The sequence below is a fragment of the Mycobacterium sp. IDUB_37 genome (assembly GCF_055419245.1).
In genome coordinates, this window is the sequence record NZ_JBVAXG010000068.1 from 1 (window position 1) to 231 (window position 231).

Sequence of the window (231 nt, forward strand, 5' to 3'; positions counted from 1 at the left end):
CACCATGAAACTCGTCGCATTATGCTCACGCGCCACCCGGGCAACCTGCTGCTGCAACTGCGCCGGCCAATCCACACCCACCCGCGCACCCCGGTAATCGGCCACCCGCGGATACGGCCGATCAGTAGGCAGCACCAACCGCTCCGGCATCCCAGCCAACGCATCCTGCCAATAACTCAGCTGCCCCGCGATGCGACTCTGACTGTCCTCGAGATCACCGAACTGGGCACG

General features: G+C 64.5%; 1 protein-coding gene. It reads right to left on the minus strand.

Going from position 1 to position 231, the window contains the following annotated elements:
• Positions 1-231 (minus strand): hypothetical protein (locus tag ACZY1I_RS32345; protein WP_463761730.1); only part of this gene is annotated, 231 nt, incomplete at both ends.